Below are 19,364 nucleotides of genomic sequence, written 5' to 3'. Positions count from 1 at the left end.
GGGGCGGTCATGGCAGGGAATTCCGAATCGGACGAGCGTTTCGACGTCGTGGTGGTGGGTGCCGGCGGTGCCGGTATGGCAGCGGCGATCACGGCCGCCACACAGGGGCTGAAGACCGTCATCGTCGAGAAGTCGCAGTACTGGGGCGGTTCGACGTCGCGCTCCGGTGGCGGCGTCTGGATCCCCGGCAATTCGGTGCTGAATCGGGACGCGCCGGCCGACGACGTCGAGGACGCTCGCCGCTACCTGCACAGCATCATCGGCCCCGGTGTTGACCCGGCGCGGATCGACACGTACATCGACCGCGGCCCGGAGGCGCTGCAGTTCCTCATCGACAACTCGCCGCTGAACCTCGAGTGGGTCAAGAACTACTCCGACTACTACCCGGAGGCGCCGGGCGGATTGTCCACGGGACGGTCGTGCGAGCCCAAGCCGTTCGACGCCCGCGCGCTCGGTGACGATCTCGACACGCTGCATCCGCCGTACAGCAAGGCGCCGTTGAACGTCGTTGTGAAGCAGTCGGATTACCGCTGGCTCAGCACCGGTCTGCGGCACTGGCGGGGGCCGGTCCGGATGGCCCGTGTCGGACTGCGCACGTTCGTCGCGAAGGCCCGGCACCGCAAGCTCATCGGCATGGGCGGTGCACTCATGGCGGAACTGCTGCTGGGTGTGCGGCAGGCGGGAATCCCGTTGCGGCTGAACACCGGTCTGGTCGACCTGGTGGTAGAGGACGGGCGCGTGACGGGCGTCGTCGTCGAATCCGGTGGGGGCAAGCGCACGCTCCGCGCCGAGCACGGCGTCATCCTCGCCTGCGGCGGGTTCGACGCCAACGACGAGATGCGCAAGAAGTACCAGCGCGCCCCCATCGGTGCCGACTGGACGATCGGTGCGCCGTCGAACACCGGTGACGGCATCAACGCCGGTCTGAAGGTGGGCGCCGCAATCGATTTCATGGACGACGCATGGTGGGCGCCGTCCATCCCGCTGCCCAAGGGTCCGTGGTTCGCGCTCGCCGAACGGTCGCTGCCGCGCAGCCTCATGGTCAACGACCGCGGCGAGCGCTTCATGAACGAGTCGCTGCCGTACGTCGAGGCGACGCACCGCATGTACGGCGGCGAGTTCGGGCAGGGCGACGGCCCCGGCGAGAACCTGCCGTGCTGGCTGATCTTCGACCAGACCTACCGCGACCGCTACCTGTTCGCCGGCGTCACCGCCCGGGCCCCGCTGCCGCGCAAGTGGCTCGAGAGCGGGGCGATCGTCAAGGCGTCGACTGTCGAGGCGCTCGCCGAGAAGATCGGCGTGCCCGCCGACAAGTTGGCAGCAACGGTCCAGCGCTTCAACGGGTTCGCGCGCACGGGCGTCGACGACGACTTCCACCGCGGTGAGAGCAAGTACGAGCACTACTACGGTGACATCACCAACAAGCCCAACCCGAGCCTGGGGGAGCTGAGCAAGGCGCCGTTCTACGCCGCGCAGATGGTGCCCGGCGACCTCGGCACCAAGGGCGGCATCGTCACCGACGTCGCCGGGCGTGCGCTCCGCGAGGACGGTTCGGTGATCGACGGGTTGTACGCGGCAGGCAACACCAGTGCGCCCGTCATGGGCCACACCTACGCCGGTCCGGGCGCCACCATCGGGCCCGCGCTGGTCTTCGGTTACCTTGCGGCGCTCGACATCGCGGAGAAGGCGGGCGATCCGGTCAGTCGCCGCTGAGCGGACCCAGTTCGGCCTCGAGGACCTCCTGCACCACCCGCATCGCGGCCAGTCCGGCGGGGGCGCCGCAGTACGCGCTCGCGTGGATGACGGCCTCGACGATCTCGGTGCGGGTCAACCCGTTTCGCAGGGCGCCGCGGACGTGGCCGCGGAGCTCGTTCTCGGCGCGCAGCGCGATGAGCATGCCGAGGTTGAGCAGGCTGCGGCTGCGGCGGTCCAGTCCCGGTCGCGTCCACACCGATCCCCACACGTGCTCGGTGATGAACTCCTGGACGTCCTCGGAGTCGGTGCCGCGGGTGCGGTCGAACGCCCGCTCGACGAAGTCGGCGCCCATCACCTCGGTGCGGACGTCGAGTCCGGCCTGGAATGCGGGGGAGGTGTTCTGCTGCTCGGTCATCGCCGTCGGCTTCCTGTGCGGGGTCCAGCGGCACATCTCGCCGGTACCGCTCAGCGGGAGCCTACTAGGTCGACGGTGGCGTCGGCCCGTGCGCTCGGCGGCGACGAACCGCCGAGCACACGCTGCCGCCGCACCCGTGTCAGTTGGTGCTCGGCGTGAATCCGCTTCCGACGACGCCGCGGGGGTTGAGATCCGCGAGGATGTTCTTCGCCGACGTGTTCACCCACGGCATCAGCAGGGTCCTGTCGACGGCCGTGATGAGGCCGACCCACTGTCCCGTGCCGCGCAGAGCCACCGGACCGCCCGAATCACCGGGTACGAATACCGCGCCCGAACGGAACAGTCCGCCGTCCATGGCCGCCCCGACGACGCCGGAACTGGGGGCGCTGGCCTGGAACAGCAGGTCGTCATCGAATTCGTTGAATCGGTCTGCGAAAGTGCGGCGATCGGACGCCGACCCGAAGTTCTCCACGTACTGCGGTTTGGTCGGGACCGCGACCGCGCCGCTCGCATCCCGGTAGATCGAGTCGACCTTGAATTTCGTCTTCCCGGTGGTGCTCATCACCTCGTGACCGTCCTTGTCCTTGACCTGACCGGTCAAGTGCATGCGCGGCGCGAACTCGATGACCATGTAGTCCGTCGTGCTCTTCGGGGAGGTTTCGTTCGCGTTGACCACGGCGTTACCGGTGACGGGGTCCTTCAAGGGCTCGCCTTGCTGATTCCACTTGACGCACTGGGGAGCCTCTTCGGCGGTCTCGCAGGTTTTTGCGTCCACCCAGCGGATCCATCCGATCGGTTCGGCACCGGTCTTCGTGCGGGTGTTGAACACCGGATGGTCGTTGTCGAGGACCTTCTCGCCGCGGGGCGCGCCCCCATACTTGGGATTGACGTCCCACTGCGCCGCGCCGGGGTTGCAGTGCCCCGCCGTGATGCCGACGTGGCGTCCGGCGGAATCGGTGCCGACGACCCCGAGCGTGCAGACTCCCGACGTCCCCTTCCTCCCGTCGCCGAGGTCGCTGCCGAGGTACCCCTCCTGGCCGTCGAAGTTGATCCGCATTCCCGGGAATGCCTCGTCCAGGTTCACCTCGGCAGGTCCGTCGCTGCCGGTCCCGAGGGACCGGAGACTGCCGGTCCCGATGTTCCCCAGACTGCCGATCTCGGCGGACCCGAGGCTGCCGGTCTGGGCGGACGCGACCCCGGTGAGGGTCGTCAGCACCGCTGCCGACGCGACTGCTCCGGTGAGAAGTCGAGCAATTCTTGCCAACGAACACTCCTTCGGACGGCTGGAATCGGCGCGTGAAGCCGCGCCCGGCGGAGGATATCTGCGCGAAGGCCTACTGCGAGCGTGAATCGGAAACTTGACTGAAGGCGTCAGGATTCGGCGGTTTGTCCGAATGAGTATGTATGTCAAACGCATTCATCTGTCGAGCCGGTGCCGATCCGGGGTTGCACTTCGGGTTGCTACCGCCGAAGCAGGGAACGGGCCGTCGCCCTGACGGTGCCCACTGCGACGTTGCCCCAACTGAAGCGGTCCCGCCACAACGTAATTCGGCCGTCGCGCAGTTCGAAGGTTCCGCACACCCAGAAGGTCGACCGCAGCGGGCCGACGACCAGCGTGTCGATCCGCTCGGTGAGCACCGTCGCGCCGTCGCTCGTGATGTGCTGCATCTCCGCCTCGAACCGGAGCGCCGGCCGGTTCGCGAACGCGAGTGCCCGCCGCACCGTGGGCAGTCCGCGCAGCGTCGGCAGGGTGGAGTTCTGCCACACGACGTCCGGTGCGAGGTACCGGCAGGCGCGGTCGACGTCCCGGTCGGTGAGGGCGGCGAAGAAGTCCTCGACCACCTGCACGGCGGCGCCGGCGTCCGGGGTCGTCATCCGATCACTCCCCGGGCGTCGCGTCGTCGACGTTCGTCATCGCGAGCACGTCGAGGCGGCGATCCAGTTCCGCCTCGGTGAGACCGTCACCGATCAGCCCCCGGTCGATCACCGTCTGCCGAATCGTCTTCTTCTCCTTCAACGCCTGCTTCGCGACCGCCGCGGCCTCCTCGTACCCGATCGCCGAGTTCAGCGGCGTCACGATCGACGGCGACGACTCGGCCAGCATGCGCAGATGCTCCTCGTTGGCCTCGAGCCCTGCGATGCAGCGGTCGGCGAAGAGTCGAGAGACGTTGGCGAGCAGGCGGAACGACTCGAGGAGGTTGCGGGCCATCACCGGGATGTAGACGTTCAACTCGAACGCGCCCGCGGCGCCGCCCCACGCGACGGCCGCGTCGTTGCCGACCACCTGTGCCGCGACCTGTGTGACCGCCTCGGGCAGAACGGGATTGACCTTGCCGGGCATGATCGAGCTCCCCGGCTGCAGGTCCGGCAGCCGGATCTCCCCGAGACCGGTCAGCGGGCCGGAGCCCATCCACCGGATGTCGTTGGCGATCTTGGTCAGCGACACCGCGACCGTGCGCAGCGCACCCGACGCCTCCACCAGACCGTCCCGGGCGGCCTGCGCTTCGAAGTGATTGCGCGCGGGAGTGAGGGCGTCGAGGCCGGTGGCGCGCACCAGTTCCGCGACCACGCGGGGACCGAAGCCGTCGGGCGCGTTGAGGCCCGTGCCGACCGCGGTGCCACCGATGGGTAGTTCGCCGAGTCGCGGCAGTGTCGCCAGGACACGCTCCATGCCGGCCTCGATCTGGTGGGCGTAGCCACCGAACTCCTGTCCGAGCGTGACCGGCACCGCGTCCATCAGGTGGGTGCGTCCGGACTTCACCACCGTCCGCCATTGGGCGGCCTTGTCGAGCAAGGCGAGTCGCAGGTGGTCGAGCGCGGGCACGAGATCCTTGACGGCGGCCTCGGTCGCGGCGACGTGCGTGGCCGTCGGAAAGGTGTCGTTCGACGACTGCGACATGTTCACGTCGTCGTTGGGGTGCACGGTCACGCCGGCCGTCGCGGCGAGGCTCGCGATGACCTCGTTGGCGTTCATGTTCGAACTTGTGCCCGAACCGGTCTGGAACACGTCGATCGGGAACTGGTCGTCGTGGCGGCCGTCCGCGATCTCGTTCGCGGCGGCGATGATCGCGTCGGCCTTTTCCGGCGCGAGCAATCCGAGATCCTTGTTGACCTGTGCGCAGGCCGCTTTCAGCAGGCCCATCGCGCGGATCTGCGTGCGTTCGAGGCCGCGGCCCGAGATGGGGAAGTTCTCGACGGCACGCTGCGTCTGCGCGCGCCACAGCGCGTCGACCGGGACCCGAACCTCGCCCATCGTGTCGTGTTCGATACGGAACTGCGGATCGCTGCTGTCGCTCATGGATCCAGCTTGCCACCGCGGCAAAGCTGAAGGGTCCCTTCACGCGCGGGCAGCGCACGAAGGGACCCTTCAGCTGGGAACTATGGGTCGATCAGGGCATCGGCGGCTGCGCGCCGTCGACGCCGTCGAAGTTGATCGACGAGAACTCGTGCAGCTTCTCGAGGCGGTGGTAGGCCTCGATCATGCGGACGGTGCCGGACTTGCTGCGCATGACGATCGACTGCGTCGTCGCACCGCCACCGTAGTAGCGCACGCCCTTGAGCAGGTCACCGTCGGTGACGCCGGTCGCGCAGAAGAAGATGTTCTCGCCCGTGACCAGCTCCTCGGTCCGCAGGACGCGGTCGAGGTCGTGGCCCGCGTCGAGCGCCTTCTGACGCTCGGCGTCGTCGGTCGGGGCCAGGCGGCCCTGCAGCGCGCCGCCCATGCAGCGCAGCGCGGCCGCGGCGATGATGCCCTCCGGGGTGCCGCCGATGCCGAGCAGCATGTCGACGCCCGACTCGGGGCGGGCCGTCGCGATCGCGCCGGCGACGTCGCCGTCGGAGATCAGGCGGATGCGCGCGCCGGTCTCACGGATCTCGCGGATGATGTCGGCGTGGCGCGGACGGTCCAGGATGGTCACGGTCGTGTCGGAGACTGCGCGGTTCTTGGCCTTCGCGACGCGACGGATGTTCTCGGCGACACCCGCAGACAGATCGATGACGTCGGCGGCCTCGGGGCCGACGGCGATCTTGTCCATGTAGAACACGGCGGACGGGTCGAACATCGCGCCGCGCTCGGCCACCGCGAGGACCGCGATCGAGCCCGGGGCGCCCTTGCTCATCAGCGTGGTGCCGTCGATCGGATCGACCGCGACGTCGCACAGCGGGCCGTCGCCGTTGCCGACTTCCTCACCGTTGTAGAGCATCGGGGCTTCGTCCTTCTCGCCCTCGCCGATGACGACGACGCCCTGCATCGAGACCGAGCTCACCATGTGGCGCATGGCATCGACGGCGGCCCCGTCGCCGCCCTCCTTGTCACCCCGGCCGACCCAACGGCCTGCAGCCATGGCGGCGGCTTCTGTGACTCGTACCAGCTCGAGAGCGAGGTTGCGGTCCGGGGCCTCGCGGCGACTCGATGGGGTGCTGGCCGTCATGGGCAGTGCCTCCTGCAGCAGTCAAGGTCGGCGCAATGTGGTGGCCGACACTTCGGGGCGGTCGACCGCGTTGCGGTCGGGCCGTCGATTCGGTGGACGAATCTCGGAGTGATTCTCTCAGAACCCCCACGATGAGTGGGGGGCTGGGCCACCCGGAGGCGGGAACAGGAATACTGGACACCGTGCCCGATAAGAAGCCCCGCATTCTGCAGAACGGCCAAGACATGGCGTGGTCCCTGATCCCGCTGGTGGTGGCGTGTCTGCTGATCGCGGTGGTTGCCCAGTCCTGCTCGTTCAGCCCGGGCGGTCCGAAGCAGGGCCCGATCCCCAGCTTCGACGCCGAGGCCGCGTTCAAGTACGACTCACGGGAGCTGGGCTTCCCGATCCGTCAGCCCGAAACTCCTCAGGGCTGGACCCCGAACTCGGGTTCCCGGAGCATCGTCTCCGGTAACGGGGGCGGTGACTCGAGCAACATCGGTTTCATCACCGAAGCCGGCCGATACATCCAGCTGACGCAGAGCGACGCCTCCGAGGAGGCGCTGGTCCCGTTCATCGCCGGCGAACCCCGGTACGCGACCGGCACCGAGCAGATCGGTGACCACACGTGGGATGTGTTCGGTGGCGACGGCGTCGAGGCCATCTGGGTCAGCGACTTCGGTGCCACCCGGATCCTGATCACCGGGCCCGCGCCCGCGGCGAACTTCACCACACTCGCGACCGCGGTCGGGTCGGTTCAGCCGCTGCAGCAGTAGGGGGCCTACTCGTCCGAGTCGTCGGCGGCGTCGTCGGCGTGGGCGAGTGCCTGCTCGACGCGCTGGCGGGCGCCCGCGAGGTGTTCCTCGCAGCGCTTGGCCAGCGCCTCGCCGCGCTCCCACAGTGCGAGCGATTCGTCCAGGTCCAGGCCGCCCAGCTCGAGGGTCTTCACGACGACGACCAGCTCGTCCCGCGCCGCCTCGTAACCGAGTTCGGCCACATCTGCGTTGCTCATGACTCTCTTCCCATCACGGCGGCGCGCACCGCGCCGTCGGCCAACCTGACTCGGATCTGCGTGCCCGGTGGTGCGTCGTCCACGGACCGCAGCACCTCAGGCTCGTTGTCACCGAGCACCTTCTGCACCACGGCGTACCCGCGGGCCAGCGTCGCGGCCGGCCCGAGTGTCGTCAGCCGCGCCCGCAGATGCTCGACGGCCGTCGACTCCGCCGCGATCGCGCGGCTCACGTCCCGGCGAGCGGCGTCGCGCAGCCTTTCGACCTCCTCTGCCCGACGGTCGATCCCGGCGAGCGGATCGGCGAGCACCGGGCGGCTGCGGAGCTGTTCGACGAGGTGTGCCTCGCGCTGCACCCAATTGCGCAGGGCCGCGGCACTGCGCCCGCGCAGCTCGGACACCAGCGCCTGCTCGGCCACAGCGTCGGGCACGACGCGTTTGGCGGCGTCGGTGGGCGTCGCGGCGCGCAGGTCGGCGACGTGGTCGCTGAGCGGGCTGTCCGGCTCGTGGCCGATCGCGCTCACCACCGGCGTCGTGCACGCCACGATCGCGCGGCACAGCGTCTCGTCGGAGAACGGGAGCAGATCCTCGACGCTGCCACCGCCGCGGGCCAGGATGATCACGTCGACGTTCGGATCGTGGTCCAGCTCCTCGAGTGCCGCGATGATCTGCGGCACCGCCGTCGGACCCTGGACCGCGGTGTTGCGGACCTCGAACCGCACCGCCGGCCACCGGCGCTCCGCGACGCTGAGCACGTCGTGTTCGGCGGCGCTGGCCCGACCGGTGATCAGGCCGATCGTGCCGGGCAGGAACGGCAGTGGCCGCTTGAGCCGCGGATCGAACAGGCCCTCCGCCGCGAGCAGCGCGCGCAGCCGCTCGATCCGGGCGAGCAGCTCGCCGATGCCGACGGCCCGGATCTCGGTGACCCGCAGCGACACCGACCCGCGGCCGGTGTAGAACGACAGCTTGCCGAACATCACGACGCGGCTGCCCTCGGTGAGCGGGACCGGGGCGTCGCGCAGCAGCTGCGGCGAGCAGGTCACCGACAGCGACATGTCGACCGAGGGGTCGCGCAGCACGAGGAACGCCGTCCGGGTGCCCGGGCGGGCGTTGATCTGCGTGATCTGGCCCTCGACCCACACGCTGCCGAGGCGGTCGATCCACTGCGCGACCTTGGTGGAGACGGTCCGTACCGGCCAGGGCTGCTCGGCCGTGCTCGGGGACGGGCCGCTGGAAGCGGGGCGAGCGGAGGTCACTTGGCTTTGGCGGAGGTGATGCGGTTGGTGAGCATGGTCTGGAACGGTGCTCGGGCCGCAGTGCGCTCCTCGTATTCGAGCAGCGCCGTCAGGTCCTCCACCGACAGCGACCGCAGCCGGGTCCGCAGTTGGGCCAGCGTGAGGGCCGCGTAGTCGAGTTCCTCGGCGATCTCCGGAACGGGAACGTCGTGGGCGGTGGCCCCGGTGTCGGCGGTCTTCTCCGTGCGGTCCGCGGCGTCGTCGCCCTCGGCGGGGGTCATCGAGTACAGCGCGAACCGGCCCGGCGTGCTCGGGCGGTCGGGTGTGTCGGCGTCCGCCGGGCCCTCGACGTCCACCTCACCGTCGGTGTCGAAGTCGCTGCGGTCCTCGTCGAACACCGCCCACGACGGCTCTTCCTCGTTGCGGTCGAAGAGACAGAACGCCTGGTCGCCCTTGATGGCGAGCGCGGTCATGGACTGCTGAACCCGCATCGTCGTCTGCAGCACCTGACTGACCGCGGTCATCGGCAGCGTCATGGCGGTGGACGGCAGCTTGAGTGCCTCTTCGTACGCCGTGATGGCCATACCGGCGGCGACGCGCGCCACGAACGGAGGACGGATCATGCTCACAGCCTGCCTCACGATGGCGCGATTTGGTAGCCGACGCCCCCGGTGATCCGGCCCCCGATCCCGCATCGCCGTGTGCTGGACGGGGCCCCGGCGGCATGCACCGTACGCTGGAGTCATGTCTTCGGCTGTTCCTCTCAATCTGGGTATCGCCCGATCCGTCGGTGCCGACGCCGCCGATCAGGGCAAGCGGGTTCTCCTGGCCGAGCCTCGCGGCTACTGCGCGGGCGTCGACCGCGCGGTCGAGACCGTCGAGAAGGCCCTCGAGAAGCACGGCGCGCCGATCTACGTGCGCAAGGAGATCGTGCACAACCGCCACGTCGTCGACACGCTCGCAGAGCGGGGCGTCGTCTTCGTCGACGAGACCGACGAGGTCCCCGCGGGATCGGTACTGGTGTTCTCCGCGCACGGCGTGTCGCCGGCGGTCCACGCCGCCGCCGCCGAGCGGAGTCTGCACACGATCGACGCGACGTGCCCGCTGGTGACGAAGGTCCACCAGGAGGCCAAGCGGTTCGCGCGCGACGACTACGACATCCTGCTGATCGGGCACGAGGGCCACGAGGAGGTCGAGGGCACCGCCGGCGAGGCCCCCGATCACGTGCAACTGGTCGACGGCCCCGACGCGGTCGAGAACGTCACGGTGCGCGACGGCGCCAAGGTCGTCTGGCTGTCGCAGACGACGCTGTCCGTCGACGAGACGATGGAGACCGTGCAGCGGCTGCGACAGAAGTTCCCGCAGCTCGAGGACCCGCCGAGCGACGACATCTGTTACGCCACGCAGAACCGTCAGGTGGCCGTGAAGGCGATGGCACCGGAGTGCGACCTGGTGATCGTGGTCGGATCGCGGAACTCGTCCAACTCGGTGCGGCTGGTCGAGGTGGCGCTGGGCGCCGGTGCGCGCGCCGCGCACCTGGTCGACTACGCCCGGGAGGTCGATCTCGAGTGGCTCGACGGCGTGCGGACCGTCGGCATCACGTCCGGCGCCTCAGTGCCGGAGATTCTGGTCCGCGGCGTCATCGACCTGCTCGCCGAGCACGGCTTCGCGGACGTGCAGTCGGTGACCACCGCCAACGAGACGCTCGTCTTCGCACTGCCGCGGGAACTGCGCGCCGCCCGCAACTGACGACTGACAACGGGAACGCCCCGGGAAGAATGTTCTTCCCGGGGCGTTCCCGTTGCCTTCAGGTCTAGCCGTCGATCGGGGGCTCGCGGCGCTCCCGGTAGCGCACTCGCGGCGCCGGACGCGGCGGCATGTCCATCGTCGGGCGGGCGCGGACCGGAATCGGGTCGCGCTGGATCGGTTCGCGATCGCGGGCGATCGGCTCGCCGTACACGGTCTCGCGCCGGGGGCCTTCGCGTCGCACCGGCTCGCGGTAGCCGCTGTCGCGCCCACCGTAGCCGGAAACGTGTGCCGTGACGGGCTCGTGGGTGGGGCGGGGCGGACGTTGGTCGTTCACCGGAGCGCGGCGTCGGGGGCGACGGTCCATCGGTGTCTCGTAGTCGTCGCTACGTGTGTAGTCGTCGCTTCGTGTGCGGTCGTCGCGGCGCGATGCGGCGCGCGACGAGCGGGTGGGGGCGTCGCGACGACCTGCCGACGAGTCGGCACGAGCGGTCCGCGGCTGGGTGCGTCGGGCCCTGGACCGCGCCGGGGCGCCCGTGCCCTGCCGGACGAGGAACACCCGCCCGCCGGCGATGAGTCCCACCACGAGGGTGGCCACCAGCATCAACGGGAATCGGTTGACCAGGGGGTACGCGACGTTGAGTGCGAGATCCTTCAGGCCGGTACCGGTGCCGCCGGTGAAGAACTGCTGAGCGAGCGGAACCGCGACGAACAGGAGAAGTGGAGGCTGGACGACGGCGGTGAACATTCCCCGGTGGCGAACGGCGAGGACCGCCAGGACGCAGCCGAAGAAGTACAGCACCGAGAACGTCGATGTCAGTTCGCTCCCCGACATTGCGTCGAGTGCGAAGCCGATGAAGGTCAACCCAGCGGCGACGACGACAGCCCCCCAGGCAGGCACACCGGGAACGGTGGGGAGGGCCGATCGTTGGTCGAGCGGCACCCCGGAACGAGCACGTTGGGTTGCAGACACACTTTGACAGTAGTCGCTGACGGTCGGCTTGCTTCGTTGGCGGGACCGGCAGACGCCGAGAATTCGCTGAGAATCCACAGCTCGGCCGGGTCGATGGCCGCGTCCGACCGGCATGTCCGAATCGATGGGCTGTCGGTCGGGTGCTCTACCGTCGTTCGCCATGAGGATCCTGCACACATCCGACTGGCACATCGGGCGCACCTTCCACGGCGTCGACCTGCTCGCCGACCAGTCGCGGGTGCTCGACGCGATCGCGGATCTGGTCGTCGCCCACGGCGTCGACGTCGTGGTGGTGCCGGGGGACGTGTACGACCGTTCCATTCCGAGTGCCGACGCGGTCGCGGTGTGCAACAGGGGCTTCGAGGCGATCCGCGCGGCGGGTGCTGTGATTGTCGCCACGTCGGGCAATCACGACTCGCCGGTGCGACTCGGCGCCGGTGCGGCGTTCTCGGCCGCGGGCGGTCTGCACCTGCTCACCCGGGTGGGGGCGCTGGACACCCCGGTGCTCCACGACGACGAGCACGGCCCGGTCGCGTTCTACGGCATCCCGTACCTCGAGCCCGAGATCACGCGTGCCGAGTTGGAGTCACCTCAGGCGCGGTCCCACGCTGACATCCTCGATGTCGCGATGACACGGATCCGCGCCGATCTGGACACGCGACGGACTGCGGCGCCCGGACTGCGATCCGTGCTGCTGGCGCACGCCTTCGTGGTCGGCGGGGAGGCGACGGGGTCGGAGCGGTCGATCTCCGTCGGCGGCGTCGAGACGGTGGCGGCGGCGGCGTTCGACGGCGTCGACTACGTCGCGCTCGGGCATCTGCACTCGCCGCAGACCCTGGCCGAGAACGTCCGCTACAGCGGTTCGCCGTTGCCGTATTCGTTCGGAGAGCGGTCGCACTGCAAGGCGGTGTGGCTGGTGGACGTCGATGCCGCCGGTCTCGCCGCAGTGGAGCGGATCGACCTGCCGGTGGTGCGCGGGCTCAGCCAGCTCACCGGGACGCTCGACGAGCTGCTGCACGACGCGGCGTTCGCGTCGGCGGAGGACCACTATGTGTCCGCGGTCCTCACCGACTCGCTGCGCCCCGTCGACGCCATGCGAGCGCTGCAGGCCCGGTTCCCTTTCGCGGTTCACATGGAATGGCAACGCCCCGAAGGCAACCCGGAGCTCCGATACCGTGAGCGGGTCCGTGGACGTTCGGATATCGAGGTGGCGGGGGGCTTCCTGTCGGACGTGCGTAGCGAGGCCAGCGCGGGGGAGATCCGGCTGCTCGAGGACGCGCTGCGCAGTGCGACGGCCGCCGAGGTTGCGTCGGTCGGTAGCGAGCCGGTCGATGCGCTGGAGGTGTCCGCGTGAGGCTGCACCACCTCGAGGTGGCGGCGTTCGGCCCGTTCGCCGAGACCGTCGTGGTCGACTTCGACGAGCTGGGTGCCGACGGGCTGTTCCTGCTGCACGGCCAGACCGGAGCCGGCAAGACCACGATCCTCGACGCCGTCGCGTTCGCGCTGTACGGCACGGTGCCCGGCGCCCGCAAGGAGGGCAAGCGACTGCTGTCGGACCACGCGCCCGCCGGGTCGGTGCCGACGGTGATGCTCGAGGCGACCATCGGGGGACGGCCCCTGCGCATCACCCGCAGTCCCGAGTACGAACGCCCCAAGAAGCGTGGTGCGGGGACGCTCACCGAGAACGCGAAGGCAACTCTCGAGTGGCTGGACGGCAAGGGCGAGAACCTCTCTCGTATCCCGGACATCGCGCGTGAGGTCGAGCGTCTGCTCGGCATGACGGCCGACCAGTTCTTCCAGGTGGTGCTGCTGCCGCAGGGCGAGTTCGCCAAGTTCCTGCGGGCCGACAACGAGGAACGCGGCAAACTGCTCGAGAAGCTGTTCGACACCACGCGGTTCAAGTCCGTCGAAGACTGGTTCGTCGACCGCAAGCGGGCCAGCGCGTCGCGCGTCGAGGACCACCGTAAGCAAGTGGACCTGTTGGTTGCGCGGGTGTCGACGGCAGCGGGAATCGAGATCGGGACCGACGGCGACCCGCTGACCTGGTCGCGGCGGCTGCTGGACCAGTCCGTCGAGACGGCTGACCTGACAGCGGCAGAACTGAACCGCGCCCGGACCGCGGAGGAGAAGGCCCGCGCCGCGGCCCTGGAGGCCAGACGGGTGCGTGAGCTGCAGGCTCGACGCGACCGCGCCCAGGCGGCGCTCGCCGAACTGGAGACCGGGGCCGCCGAGCGTGATGCGCTCGCCGCCGAAGCGGATCGCGCATCGCGGGCCGCCGTTGTCGCAGCGGCGGCTGCTGAAGCGGACTCCGCGGCACGAGAATCCGAGTCCGCGGTATCCCGTGCACGCACGGTCGCCGATCGGCTCGGTGCGTCCGAGGACGGCGCGGGTCTGGTCGCGACGCTGTCGTGGCCGCAGACGGGAGCCGATCGCGACGCGATCCGTGCGCAGGAGCGGGAATGGGCCGCGGAGGTGGTCAGGCTGGACGGCCTGCTCGGCGAGGCCCGAGCCATGGAACAGCTCGACCGCGAACTCGTCGAGATGCGCCGTGGCAGTGCGGATCTGGCGCGGAAGGCCGAAACGCTGGCGATCGACCGCGCCCAGTGGCCCGCGGCACTGGATTCAGCCGAGGAGTCGTTGCGCGCCGCCGAGCAGGCGCACGCGGCACTGCCCGCGCTCGAGGAGGCGGCCGTACGCGCTACCGATGCGTCCGTCGCCGCCGACGAATTGGTCTCGGCCAGAACGTCTCTCGAGAAGCAGCGCGTGGCGGTTGCGGGTGCCCGCGACGCGCAGCAGAACGCGCGGGACCGGCTCCTCGACCTGCGCGAGCAGCGGATCACGGGCATGGCGGCGGAGCTGGCCGCGCAGCTCGTTGCGGGGGAGAAGTGCGCCGTGTGCGGCTCGGTCGATCACCCCGAGCCCGCGCGGCCGGGCGATGCGACTGTCACCAAGGAGGACGAGGAGACGGCCCGGCTCGCCGAGCAGCGGGCCGCCGGGGTCCTGGAAACGGAGACCGAGCGGCAGGCACAGCTCGAGCGGACGGTCGATCTACTGGCCCAGCGTGGCGGCGACGGCGACCGCGACGAGCTGCGGCGACAGCGCGAGACCGCCGCGGCGGCGCTCGACCGTGCCCGATCGGTCGCCGCGGGCATCGCGCGGGCGTCCGCGTCGGTCAGTGAACTCTGTGCCCGCGGTGCGCAGTTGGACGAGCAGTCCCGCGCGGTGGACACCGAGCGGGCCGCGCTCGACACCCGCATCGAGGCCGCCGATGAACAGGTGGCGTCGCTGCGCACCAGGCTGTCCGTGGCCGCCGGCGGCGACCCGAGCGTGCAGGCCCGGCGCGACCGGTTCGACGACCTCGCGACGCGGGCCTCACAACTGCTCGACGCCCGGGACCAGGCCGCGACGCTCGATGCCGCCGCACGCGACCTCGATGCTCGCGTACAGACCGCCACGACCGACGCCGGCTTCGAGTCGCTCGCCGCGGCGTCGGCGGCGGTTCGTCCGGCCGCTCGTATAGGACAGATCGAGGCCGCGCTCACCGCGGCCCGCGATCGCCTCGCGGCCGCCCGTGCGGTGCTGTCGGAACCCGAGGTCGTGGCGGTCGCCCACCTCGAGCCGATCGACACCGCCGGCCCCGACGCACACGCGCGTGAGGCGGCGACGGCGGTCGAGGCGGCCGCGGCCGCGGCGGCGGAGGCGGACACCACGCGCGGAAACCTCGAGCGCCTCGTTGCGCACCTGGAGGAAACCATGGCCGCGCTGGGCCCGGTGCTGGCGGCCCACGACGAACTCGCCGGACTGGCCGACGTGGTGGCCGGGCGTGGCCAGAACTCACGCAAGATGTCGTTGCGGTCGTACGTGCTCGCGTCGCGGCTCGAGGAGGTCGCGGTGTCGGCGTCGGCGCGGCTGCGTCGAATGTCCGCCGGGCGGTACGAGTTCGTCCACTCGGACGAGGCGGGCTCGCGTGGTCGTCGTGGCGGACTCGGGCTCGATATCCGGGACGACTACACCGGCGTGGTCCGGTCGGCGAAGACGCTGTCGGGCGGCGAGTCCTTCCTCGCGTCGCTGTCGCTGGCGCTGGGTCTCGCCGACGTCGTGGCCGCCGAGTCGGGCGGCGTCGTGCTCGACACGATGTTCATCGACGAGGGATTCGGGACGCTCGACGCCGACACCCTGGACCTGGTGATGGGCGTCCTCGACGAACTACGGGCGGGTGGTCGGGTGGTCGGGATCGTCAGCCACGTCGACGAGATGCGACAGCGGATCCCGAGCCGGCTGCACGTCGTGCGCGGCCGGACCGGGTCCACGTTGGAGATGATCGCCGGCTAGTTGCGAGCGGGCCCCGCCGAGCTGGTGTCGGCGTCCGCAACGGCCGGGACCGGCTCGGTGTCCGCGATCGGGGTCGGCACCGCGCTCTCCGGCTCGCCGGTGTGCTCGGTGACCGTTCCGTCCGCGGTCGCGTCGGCGGCGTCGAGCAGTGCGTCCCGCTCGAGGCGGTGATCGATCTGCTCGCCCAGGTACCGGATGACCACGGCGGCGACCGCGGCGGCCGGGACGGCGAGGAAGGCGCCGACGATGCCGTACAGCGAGCTGCCGGCGGCGACCGCGAGCAGCACCACGACGGCGTGCAGCTTCATGCTCTTGCTCTGCAGCACCGGCTGCAGGACGTTTCCTTCGATCTGCTGCACCGCGATGATGATCGCCAGCACGATCAGCGCGGTCGTCACGCCGTTGGCGACGAGCGCCACGAGGACCGCGAGGGCGCCGGCGACGAAGGCGCCGACGATCGGGATGAAGCCGCCGATGAACGTGAAGATCGCCAGCACGGGCGCGAGCGGCACACCGAGGATCAGCAGGCCGGCGCCGATGAACACGGCGTCGATGAGGCTGACCAGCGCCTGGGTGCGGATGAAGCCGCCGAGGGTGTCCCACATCCGGCCCAGCACCTCTTCGAGGTGGCGTCCGGCGCGGCCGCCGCCGACGCTGTGCAGCCACGGGATGAACCGCGGGCCGTCCTTGACGAAGAAGAACGCCAGCACCATGACGAGGCCGAGCGTGACGATCATCGACCCGGCGGTGGTGACACCGCTGAAGACGCCCGACGCGATAGCCGTGCCGCTCTGCTGGAGCTTCGTCGTGAGTGCGTGGATCGCCGTGTCGATCTGTTCGTCCTGCAGGTTGACCGGCGGGCCCTTCAGCCAGTTCTGCACCTGCTGGATGCCCTGGGTCGCCTTGTTCGCCAGCTCCGGCGTCTGGTCCACAACCGACGGCACGATCAGCGCTATCACTCCGCCGAGCAGTGCGAAGAAGACCAGCAGCGTGATGGCTGCCGCGCCGGCCGGGGGGACGCCGCGCCGGGTGAGCGCGCGTGTCGGCGGCCACAGCACCGTGGAGACGATGATCGCGAGGAGCACAGGCAGCGCGATCACCCAGAGCTTCTCGAAGACCCAGCCCACGACGATCGCTCCGAGCGCGATCGCGGCCAGGCACAGCGACCACTTCGCGAGAAACATCCCGCCGGCCCCGATCACCTCACCGCGGTCGCGCATGCGGGTGCGCGGGGAGGGCTGGACGATCTTCTTGACGCTCACAGTCGAGGGGGTCCTTCCGGCGGTCGGGTGGTGGTTCTCGTCAGAATCTACGCATTTCTCTCCGAATCGGCGCGAGCAATCGATCCGGTCACGGCCTGGTCAATCCCGACTTTGATGCTCCGGGGCGAACGTAGGATCCGGCACATGAGGAGCATCATCGGGAAAACAACCGCAACGATTGTCACCGCATCTGCCCTCGCGTTCGGGCTCTCGGCGTGCACCAACAACGGCGGCACCTCCGAGGAAACCAAGGAGAAGATCAGCTCGGCGGTCACGTCCACGCCGGAGACAGGTCCCGGGGAGGCGCTGCGTTCGAGCGTCCAGCAGACGGCGTCGGGCCTGGTATCGAGCGTCCAGGAGACGGCGTCGAGCGTGGTGTCCGGCATCGGCGGGGCGTGGGATCAGGCCAAGCTGACCGCGTTCACCGCCACCTTCCGGACGGCGTACCCGAACCTGTCGAGCGACCGCAGCGACGATTCGATCGAGTCGATCGTCAAGGAGACGTGTACGGCCATCGACGCCGGGGCGAGCGACCAGGCGTTGGTCGCGAAGGTGACGCAAGTCGCAACCAACGACGGCACCGTTCCGACCGAGGACCAGGCCAACCGGATCCTGCAGTTGGTCAGGCCGGCGTGCCCGTAACGGTCCGGGGCCGGAACGAGTAGGGGTCGGCGGCGAGCCAGTCGCGCCGCCATTCCGTCGGCGCGTGGTCGAGCAGTTGACCAGGTTCGAGCCACTCGTACAGTTCGGCGTAGTTGCGGGTCGTGACGCCGTCGATGCGTCGGTTCAGCATGGACGGGTGCAGCTCGTCGAAGTCGTCGAGTCCCATCGAGGCGATCATCTGCTTCGCGCTCGCGACGGTGGCCTTCTGGAATCGGTACACGCGGGCGGTCTTGTCGGGCACGTCGAGGGCGCGGGTCCGCGCCGGGTCCTGGGTCGCGACGCCTACGGGGCACCGGTTGGTGTGGCACTTCTGGGCCTGGATGCAGCCGACGGCGAACATCATCGCCCGCGCCGCGAGGGTGAAGTCGGCGCCCTGGATGATGCGCTTGACGATGTCGGCGCCGCTCGCGATCTTGCCGGACGCGCCGATCTTGACGCGGTCGCGCAGTCCGGTGCCGACGAGCGCGTTGTGGACCGTCATCAGGCCCTCGGTGAGCGGCATCCCCATGTGGTCCTCGAACTCCACCGGTCCCGCTCCGGTCCCGCCCTCGGCGCCGTCGACGATGATGAAGTCCGGGGTGACGTTCCGTTCGAGCATCGCCTTGCAGATCGCCAGGAACTCGACGCGGGACCCGACACACAGCTTGAGCCCGACCGGTTTGCCGCCCGAGAGGATTCGCAGTTCCACGATGAAGTCGATCAGTTCGTCGGGGGTGGTGAACGCCCGGTGCGCCGGCGGCGACGTCACCGTCTCGCCGATCGTGACGCCTCGGGCCTCGGCGATCTCCGCGGTGACCTTGGCGCCGGGCAGCACACCGCCCATGCCGGGCTTGGCGCCCTGCGACAGCTTGATCGAGATGGCCTTGATCTGCTCCTCGGACGCCTTGGCGGCGAACAGTTCGGGGTCGAACTCGCCGGCGGGTGTCCGGCAGCCGAAGTAACCGGACGCGATCTCCCAGATCAGGTCGCCGCCGTGCTTGCGGTGGTAGCGACTGATGCTGCCCTCGCCGGTGTCGTGCGCGAAGCCGCCGCGCGCGGCGCCGGCGTTCAGTGCCTCGATCGCGTTCGAGGACAACGCCCCGAAACTCATCGCCGAGACGTTGAGCAGCGCGATGTCGTACGGCCGGGTGCAGTCCGGGCCGCCCAGTCGCACCGTCGGGGTGGCCTCGGATGCGGTGCGGGCCCGAAGCGAGTGCGCCATGAACTCGTAGCCGATGGCGTGGACGTCGCGTTCGGTGCCGAACGGTTCCTCGTCGAGCGTCCCCTTCGACCTCTCGTACACCAGGTCTCGCGTCTCGCGGTCGAACGGCGTTCCGTCGGTGGGGGATTCGATGAAGTACTGCTGGATCTCGGGGCGGATTCCCTCGAGGAGGAAGCGGGCGTGGCCGAGAACCGGGTAGTTGCGCAGGATGTTGTGCCGGCGTTGCGTCAGGTCCCACGTGCCGAGGACGGCCGTGGCGGCGAGAGGGACGGCGGCGACGAGCCACCACGGGGACACCGCCGGGACCGCGATCCCGGCGGCCAGTGCGAGCGCCCAGAAACAGGCGACGATCGAGATGCGAGCCATGCGGCGATGGTAAGCGCCGGCGTCGGGCCGTACCCTGTCGGCGATGCGAGTCGGTGTGTCC

At 69.9% G+C, this 19,364-nt stretch carries 17 protein-coding genes; 6 read left to right on the top strand and 11 right to left on the bottom strand.

Annotated elements, in window-relative coordinates:
* The first annotated feature begins 9 nt into the window (after positions 1-9).
* On the top strand, positions 10-1,713 hold the full coding sequence (gene kstD / locus ABI214_RS06645) for a 3-oxosteroid 1-dehydrogenase (protein ID WP_348607618.1): 1,704 nt from the start codon (positions 10-12) through the stop codon (positions 1,711-1,713).
* On the opposite strand, the gene ABI214_RS06640 is transcribed toward kstD, so the two are convergent.
* From ABI214_RS06640 to glpX, 5 genes are all read right to left on the bottom strand, one after another.
* Positions 1,700-2,110: a carboxymuconolactone decarboxylase family protein gene (locus tag ABI214_RS06640; RefSeq protein WP_348607616.1), complete on the bottom strand. Its 411-nt coding sequence runs from the start codon at positions 2,108-2,110 to the stop codon at positions 1,700-1,702. The two genes, kstD and ABI214_RS06640, sit on opposite strands and share 14 nt — an antisense overlap.
* A gap of 139 nt (positions 2,111-2,249) precedes the next feature.
* A complete protein-coding gene (locus tag ABI214_RS06635) occupies positions 2,250-3,374 on the bottom strand; it encodes a hypothetical protein (protein ID WP_348607614.1) in 1,125 nt (374 codons plus the stop codon).
* Positions 3,375-3,571: 197 nt separating this feature from the next.
* Positions 3,572-3,985 (bottom strand): limonene-1,2-epoxide hydrolase family protein, encoded by a 414-nt coding sequence (locus ABI214_RS06630; protein ID WP_348607611.1) that lies wholly within the window; start codon positions 3,983-3,985, stop codon positions 3,572-3,574.
* A 4-nt stretch (positions 3,986-3,989) separates the two neighbouring features.
* Positions 3,990-5,408, bottom strand: a complete 1,419-nt coding sequence (locus tag ABI214_RS06625) for a class II fumarate hydratase (RefSeq protein WP_348607608.1) — start codon at positions 5,406-5,408, stop codon at positions 3,990-3,992.
* 91 nt (positions 5,409-5,499) lie between these two features.
* Positions 5,500-6,540 carry a class II fructose-bisphosphatase gene (gene glpX, locus ABI214_RS06620; protein ID WP_348607605.1) on the bottom strand — a complete coding sequence of 347 codons (1,041 nt, stop codon included), beginning with the start codon at positions 6,538-6,540 and terminating at the stop codon, positions 5,500-5,502.
* 182 nt (positions 6,541-6,722) lie between these two features.
* Here glpX and ABI214_RS06615 point away from each other — a divergent pair, with 182 nt between their 5' ends.
* On the top strand, positions 6,723-7,292 hold the full coding sequence (locus tag ABI214_RS06615; protein ID WP_348607602.1) for a DUF4245 domain-containing protein: 570 nt from the start codon (positions 6,723-6,725) through the stop codon (positions 7,290-7,292).
* A gap of 5 nt (positions 7,293-7,297) precedes the next feature.
* On the opposite strand, the gene ABI214_RS06610 is transcribed toward ABI214_RS06615, so the two are convergent.
* The 3 genes from ABI214_RS06610 to ABI214_RS06600 are packed head-to-tail and all read right to left on the bottom strand — an operon-like array spanning position 7,298 to position 9,383.
* The gene (locus tag ABI214_RS06610; RefSeq protein WP_348607599.1) at positions 7,298-7,528 is read right to left on the bottom strand and encodes an exodeoxyribonuclease VII small subunit; all 231 of its coding nucleotides are present in this window, start codon (positions 7,526-7,528) and stop codon (positions 7,298-7,300) included.
* Positions 7,525-8,781: an exodeoxyribonuclease VII large subunit gene (gene xseA / locus ABI214_RS06605; RefSeq protein ID WP_348607594.1), complete on the bottom strand. Its 1,257-nt coding sequence runs from the start codon at positions 8,779-8,781 to the stop codon at positions 7,525-7,527. Before xseA ends, ABI214_RS06610 begins: the two co-directional genes overlap by 4 nt.
* Complete coding sequence (locus ABI214_RS06600) at positions 8,778-9,383, bottom strand: lipid droplet-associated protein (protein WP_348607591.1); 606 nt, start codon at positions 9,381-9,383, stop codon at positions 8,778-8,780. The genes xseA and ABI214_RS06600 overlap by 4 nt, the downstream gene beginning before the upstream one ends.
* Positions 9,384-9,504: 121 nt before the next feature.
* On the opposite strand from ABI214_RS06600, the gene ABI214_RS06595 reads away from it, so the two are divergent.
* Entirely contained in the window at positions 9,505-10,509 is a 1,005-nt protein-coding gene (locus ABI214_RS06595; RefSeq protein WP_348607587.1) for a 4-hydroxy-3-methylbut-2-enyl diphosphate reductase, read from the top strand.
* A gap of 64 nt (positions 10,510-10,573) precedes the next feature.
* Here the strand turns inward: ABI214_RS06595 and ABI214_RS06590 are convergent, their stop codons facing one another.
* Complete coding sequence (locus ABI214_RS06590; protein WP_348607584.1) at positions 10,574-11,407, bottom strand: DUF6542 domain-containing protein; 834 nt, start codon at positions 11,405-11,407, stop codon at positions 10,574-10,576.
* A gap of 232 nt (positions 11,408-11,639) precedes the next feature.
* On the opposite strand from ABI214_RS06590, the gene ABI214_RS06585 reads away from it, so the two are divergent.
* Both ABI214_RS06585 and ABI214_RS06580 read left to right on the top strand, forming a co-directional pair.
* On the top strand, positions 11,640-12,833 hold the full coding sequence (locus tag ABI214_RS06585) for a metallophosphoesterase family protein (RefSeq protein WP_348607581.1): 1,194 nt from the start codon (positions 11,640-11,642) through the stop codon (positions 12,831-12,833).
* Positions 12,830-15,811 (top strand): SMC family ATPase, encoded by a 2,982-nt coding sequence (locus ABI214_RS06580; protein ID WP_348607579.1) that lies wholly within the window; start codon positions 12,830-12,832, stop codon positions 15,809-15,811. The genes ABI214_RS06585 and ABI214_RS06580 overlap by 4 nt, the downstream gene beginning before the upstream one ends.
* On the opposite strand, the gene ABI214_RS06575 is transcribed toward ABI214_RS06580, so the two are convergent.
* On the bottom strand, positions 15,808-17,031 hold the full coding sequence (locus ABI214_RS06575) for an AI-2E family transporter (protein ID WP_348611361.1): 1,224 nt from the start codon (positions 17,029-17,031) through the stop codon (positions 15,808-15,810). The two genes, ABI214_RS06580 and ABI214_RS06575, sit on opposite strands and share 4 nt — an antisense overlap.
* Positions 17,032-17,217: 186 nt before the next feature.
* Here ABI214_RS06575 and ABI214_RS06570 point away from each other — a divergent pair, with 186 nt between their 5' ends.
* Positions 17,218-17,715, top strand: coding sequence for a hypothetical protein (locus tag ABI214_RS06570; RefSeq protein WP_348607576.1), 498 nt, complete (start codon positions 17,218-17,220; stop codon positions 17,713-17,715).
* On the opposite strand, the gene ABI214_RS06565 is transcribed toward ABI214_RS06570, so the two are convergent.
* Positions 17,696-19,303: an FMN-binding glutamate synthase family protein gene (locus tag ABI214_RS06565; protein WP_348607573.1), complete on the bottom strand. Its 1,608-nt coding sequence runs from the start codon at positions 19,301-19,303 to the stop codon at positions 17,696-17,698. The genes ABI214_RS06570 and ABI214_RS06565 overlap by 20 nt on opposite strands.
* Between the last annotated feature and the right edge of the window lie 61 nt (positions 19,304-19,364).

The organism is Prescottella soli (assembly GCF_040024445.1).
Lineage (GTDB): Bacteria > Actinomycetota > Actinomycetes > Mycobacteriales > Mycobacteriaceae > Prescottella > Prescottella soli.
This window is presented reverse-complemented; position numbering and strand designations above follow the sequence as displayed.